Raw genomic sequence first — 4989 nt, forward strand, 5'->3', positions numbered from 1 at the left:
CGACGAAGTCGAGGACCCACGCGGCATCTGTCCTGGCATGCTCGCGCAGCGCCCAGCCGAGCGCCTTGCGGATGACGAACTCCTTGCCGAACACCGTGTCGTCGAGGTCGGCGAGGAGCGCGTGCGACAACAGGGCGGTGAGGTCGCGTCCCGGTGCCTCAGCTGGCTGAGCACCGCGGTCCGCCGGATCCACCAGAACTCGTCGCCGGTGCAGTCGCGCATCAGCGACGTCACCTTGGCGCGGTCCATCAACGTGGTCATCCGACCAGCCGCTCCAGCAGGTGCTCGAGCTGCCGGGCAGGATCGGTGGTCATGCCCCCGTGCACCGGGCCGGGCTGCAGCACCGTGCTCTTCGGCGCCTTCAGGAAGCCGAACCTCTGGCCCAGCGACTGCCGAGCGGCCGCGCCGACGCGAAGGTCCCCCCGGCACACACCCTCGACGAAGGCCAGCGCAGCGCACACGGCATCGACGTCGAGCCGCGGGTCGAGCGCGACGAGCCGCTCGCGGTCGCACTGCCACACGACGTCGAGGAAGTCGACGGACTGGCAGTAGAGCACCACGCCGACGTTGACGAACTCTTCACGCTCGGGCCTCGGGACGCAGCGCATCGTGACGTACTGATAGGCGAGACGGCTCACGACGACGCACCCGGCAGCCAGGCTCGCGTCGCCAGTCGTGCGCTCAGAAAGGCGGTGTACGCCGACCTGAGCTCCTCGGCGCCCTCGGCACCCGGCACGGGTTCGAGCCAGGCGTCCGGCACCTGTTGAAGGATCTCCACGAACACGCTCTCGTCGAGCAGCGGGCTGATACGCGCGTCGGCCTCGGGGAGCTCGGCGACCCGCGTCTCCATGACATGGGCGGTGATGTCCCACGGTTGGCGCGCGAAGCGGTCCGGATCGCTCACTCCCCCGGCCCAGCCGTGATGGAAGTACAGCGACGCGCCGTGGTCGATCACCCAGAGGTCGCCGTGCCACACCAGCAGGTTGGGGTTCTTCCACGAACGATCCACGTTGGCGGTGAACGCATCGAGCCAGAGCACAGCGGCAGCCTCGGCACCAGTGGTGGTCAGCTCACCGTCGTAGCCGAAGGCCCCGGGCAGGAAGTCGACGCCGAGGTTGAGCCCGACGCTCGCGGTCAGGAGGTCCTGCACCTCCTCGTCGGCCTCGTAGCGGGCGATCTCGGAGTCGAGGTCGAGGGCAACGAGGCGCGGCGTGCGCAGGCCGATCCGTCGGGCGAGCTCACTGACGATGACCTCGGCCACCAGCACCTTGAGACCCTGTCCGGCGCCGCGGAACTTGCAGACGTAGGTGCCCAGGTCGTCGGCCTCCACGATGCCGGGCAGGCTGCCGCCCTCGCGTAGCGGCGTGACGTAGCGCGTGACGTCGACGGTTGCTATCACGCGAGTGGTGCCTCGTGGGCCAGCCGTCGCTTCTGCTCCTCGACGTCGAACTCTGCGGCCGGCCAGTGCAGGTCGAGGCCACGCAGCGCGCCGCGGAGCAGTTGCGCGACCGCGAGGTTGCGGAACCACTTCTTGTCGGCCGGGATCACGTGCCAGGGCGCGACCTCGGTGTTGGTGCGCTCCAGGGCGATCTCGTACGCCTCGCGGTAGGCCGGCCACAACGCGCGCTCATCGAGGTCGCCGGGATTGAACTTGTAGTGCTTCTCCGGGTTGTCGAGTCGCTCCTGGAGTCGCAGCTTCTGCTCGTCGGCGCTGAGGTGGAGCATGCACTTGACGAGCGTCGTGCCTTCAGCGACGAGCTTGGCCTCGAAGTCGTTGATCGCGCCGTACCGCCGCTCGATCTCCGCCGGCTCGGCGAACCCGCGAACCCTGGCGATCAGCACGTCCTCGTAGTGCGAACGGTCGAAGACACCGAGGTAGCCGGCCGCGGGCAGGCCCTTCTCGATCCGCCACAGGAAGTCGTGCTGCAACTCCACGTCGGTGGGCGCCTTGAAGCTGGTGATCCGCACGCCCTGCGGGTCGATCAGACCGACCGTGTGTCGCAGCACGCCACCCTTGCCCGACGTGTCCATGCCCTGGAGCACCAGCAGCACGCGGCGTTCGGAACCGGCGGTGCGCTCGGCCCACAGTCGCTCCTGCAGGTCGGCGAGCTCGGCGGCCATCTCGGCCAGCGCGGCCTTGCCGTCCGCCTTCTTCCCCTCGAAACCTGGTGCGGCGTCGCTCTCGATCGCGCGCAGATCAACGGGGCCCGGGCTGAGGCGGACTGTGTCGGCGATCGCGTCGGTCATGAGCACATCATGGCTCACGGCGGCTTCTCTCGCCTCAGGCGAGGACGCGACCCACGTCAAGCGTGCAGCCCACGACCGTCGTCACCGAACCATCCGTCTGCGGCTCGTCGAACCACAGCCCCTGGGTGAAGCCGAGCTTCTCGAGCACGCGCAGGCTGGCACCGTTGCGGTGGTCCGGCGCCGCGAAGTAGGCCTTGGCGTCAGGTAGGCGGTGGCGGGTCTTGATCATCCACGCCCACACGATCGGCACACCGAGGCCGCGACCGAGCCACTCCGGGTCACCGATGGCGTAGTCAAGACCGATCGCGTCCGGATCCGGGGCCAGCAGGGAGTAGTCGGGGTAGTCGCCGATGCGGTAGTCCTGCACGAAGGCGACCGAGCGACCGTTGACCTCGGCCACCCAGATCCGGGTCGGGCTGGTGCCGTCGATGTCGTCGGCGTACTGCTCAGTGACCCGTTCCAGCGTGGGCTCGCCGTCGCAGGCCCACCACTGGAGGACGTGCGGCTGCTGGCGCCACTGCGCCACCTTGGGCAGGTCGCCGCGCGTCATCGCGCGCAACGTCACCACCCGATCGTGGTCGATGACGAACCGCTTGACCTCGCCGGACAGGTCGACAGGCACGGGTACGCCGCTGAGCGAGCCGGCAGTCCGGGCCGCCGCCGCCCGCCAGGACTCGCCCTCGCGCACCACTCCGGACAGCTCGTGGCCCCGATCGGCGATGGTCAGCCGAATGCTCATCTGTGCAGGGCGCCAGGATCGGCCCGGATCCGAGACCCATCAGCGATGACGTTGGCGAGATGGTGCCCGCTCAGGCGTCGGCAATGCTCGTCATGGACAGGCTGTAGGTCTCCCATGACCCGAGACTAGAACTCCTCGTCGGGCCCTGCATCCATGTCTGCCTCGAACTCGGCCGCCGGGTCGTGCTCGGCGTCGTGTCGCAACTCCTCCTTGACGATGGCGAACGCCATGCCGGGGCCATAGCCCTTGCGGGCCAGCATGCCGACCAGTCGGCGCGTGGCCAGCTGCTGCTCGAGCCCGCGGACGGAACGCAACTTCTTGCGCACCAGCATCCGGGCCGCGGCCGCCTCGTCGGCGGGGTCGATCTCGTCCAAGGCGTCGCGAGCGACCTCGGCGTCGATGCCCTTGCGTCGCAGCTCGTGTGCCAGGGCACGTCGCGCCAGCCCCTTGCCTCCCCCAGATCCCACAGAGCGGCGCGACTCGATCCATGCCTTGGCGAAGGCCTCGTCGTCGATCAGGCCGACGTCGGTGAACCGGTCGAGCAGGCGCTCGGCCAGCTCGCTGGGCACGTCCTTCTTCGCCAGCTTGTCGGCCAGCTCCTTGCGCGAGCGCGCCTGCCCGGTGAGGGCATCGAGCAGGATCTTGCGTGCCACCGCCTCCGGGTCGGCGTCGGGACCCTGCGCCAGCGTGTCGGGCGGAGCGGGGGTCTGCTCCGATCTGCGGTCCGCGGGCCGACGCGTCGCACGCTCACGAGATCTGCCCGAGCGACGGCCCGACCTGCGGGTGGGCACCCGCTCGAACGGCTCGTCGGGCCCGTCCGCATCCGGGGAGCGCGTCTTCGCCAACCTCGACGAGCGAGTCCAGGCCTCGACCCCGGCGTGGACGTCACCCGCCCACGCCGGCGCCGGCCGGTCCTCGCTCACCGAACCGCTCGCCGGTCCGGTCGGCTCAGAAGTCACTCACACCGATCGGCTCGTCGGAGAGGTCGTCGGCAGGCTTGTCGACCTTCGGGCCGACTCCGAGCTTCTCCAGGATCTTCTTCTCCAGCTCGTTGGCCAGGTCCGGGTTGTCCTTGAGGAAGGTGCGTGCGTTTTCCTTGCCCTGCCCGAGCTGGTCGCCCTCGTAGGTGTACCAAGCGCCGGCCTTGCGGACCAGGCCGGCCTCGACACCGACGTCGATCAGTCCCCCCTCACGGCTGATGCCCTTGCCGTACATGATGTCGAACTCGGCCTGCTTGAACGGCGGCGCCACCTTGTTCTTCACGACCTTGACGCGGGTGCGGTTGCCGACCATGTCGGTGCCGTCCTTGAGCGTCTCGATGCGGCGCACGTCGAGGCGCACCGAGGAGTAGAACTTCAACGCCTTGCCACCGGTGGTGGTCTCGGGCGAGCCGAACATGACGCCGATCTTCTCGCGCAACTGGTTGATGAAGATCATCGTGGTCTTGGAATTGTTGAGCGCGCCGGTCATCTTGCGCAGCGCCTGGCTCATCAGCCGGGCCTGCAGGCCGACGTGGCTGTCGCCCATCTCGCCCTCGATCTCGGCACGCGGGACCAGGGCGGCCACGGAGTCGATCACGATCAGCGAGAGCGCACCGGAACGGACCAGCATGTCGGCGATTTCCAGCGCCTGCTCGCCCGTATCGGGCTGGGAGATGAGGAGGTCCTCGGTTTTCACGCCGAGCTTGGCGGCGTAGGAAATGTCGAGCGCGTTTTCCGCGTCGATGAAGGCGGCGGTGCCGCCGATTTTCTGCATCTCGGCGATGACCTGCAGCGTCAGGGTCGTCTTGCCCGAGGATTCCGGCCCGTAGATCTCGACCACCCGGCCGCGCGGCAGGCCGCCTACGCCCAGCGCGATGTCCAGGCCGAGCGAACCGGTGGACACCACGTCGATATCCTTGATCGCGGCATCGTCCATTCTCATGATGGAGCCCTTGCCGTATTGCTTTTCGATCTGCGAGAGCGCCGCTTCGAGTGCTTTTTGCTTGTTGTCGTCCATGCTGT

General features: G+C 68.5%; 7 protein-coding genes. All 7 read right to left on the reverse strand.

Translation table 11 applies throughout. From position 1 onward, the window contains the following. On the reverse strand, positions 1–193 hold a 193-nt coding region (locus tag RMO85_RS10975), incomplete at its 3' end, for a DNA alkylation repair protein (protein ID WP_310528761.1). 64 nt (positions 194–257) lie between these two features. Next, positions 258–638, reverse strand: a complete 381-nt coding sequence (locus RMO85_RS10980) for a DUF3037 domain-containing protein (RefSeq protein ID WP_310528762.1) — start codon at positions 636–638, stop codon at positions 258–260. Then, a complete protein-coding gene (locus RMO85_RS10985; RefSeq protein WP_310528763.1) occupies positions 635–1399 on the reverse strand; it encodes a HipA family kinase in 765 nt (254 codons plus the stop codon). The genes RMO85_RS10980 and RMO85_RS10985 overlap by 4 nt, the downstream gene beginning before the upstream one ends. Then, on the reverse strand, positions 1396–2247 hold the full coding sequence (locus tag RMO85_RS10990; RefSeq protein ID WP_310528764.1) for a PPK2 family polyphosphate kinase: 852 nt from the start codon (positions 2245–2247) through the stop codon (positions 1396–1398). Before RMO85_RS10990 ends, RMO85_RS10985 begins: the two co-directional genes overlap by 4 nt. A 34-nt stretch (positions 2248–2281) precedes the next feature. Next, the gene (locus tag RMO85_RS10995; RefSeq protein ID WP_310528765.1) at positions 2282–2986 is read right to left on the reverse strand and encodes a GNAT family N-acetyltransferase; all 705 of its coding nucleotides are present in this window, start codon (positions 2984–2986) and stop codon (positions 2282–2284) included. 125 nt (positions 2987–3111) lie between these two features. Then, positions 3112–3945 (reverse strand): regulatory protein RecX, encoded by an 834-nt coding sequence (locus tag RMO85_RS11000; RefSeq protein ID WP_310528766.1) that lies wholly within the window; start codon positions 3943–3945, stop codon positions 3112–3114. After that, the gene (gene recA, locus RMO85_RS11005; protein WP_310528767.1) at positions 3935–4984 is read right to left on the reverse strand and encodes a recombinase RecA; all 1050 of its coding nucleotides are present in this window, start codon (positions 4982–4984) and stop codon (positions 3935–3937) included. Before recA ends, RMO85_RS11000 begins: the two co-directional genes overlap by 11 nt. Positions 4985–4989 lie beyond the last annotated feature (5 nt).

Source organism: Nocardioides sp. (assembly GCF_031422975.1).
Taxonomy (GTDB): domain Bacteria; phylum Actinomycetota; class Actinomycetes; order Propionibacteriales; family Nocardioidaceae; genus Nocardioides.

Bases quoted from the DNA above. Each gene is read 5' to 3' on its own strand.
- RMO85_RS10990 (WP_310528764.1), bottom strand. From the start codon at position 2,247: ATGACCGACGCGATCGCCGACACAGTCCGCCTCAGCCCGGGCCCCGTT.
- RMO85_RS10995 (WP_310528765.1), bottom strand. From the start codon at position 2,986: ATGAGCATTCGGCTGACCATCGCCGATCGGGGCCACGAGCTGTCCGGA.
- recA (WP_310528767.1), bottom strand. From the start codon at position 4,984: ATGGACGACAACAAGCAAAAAGCACTCGAAGCGGCGCTCTCGCAGATC.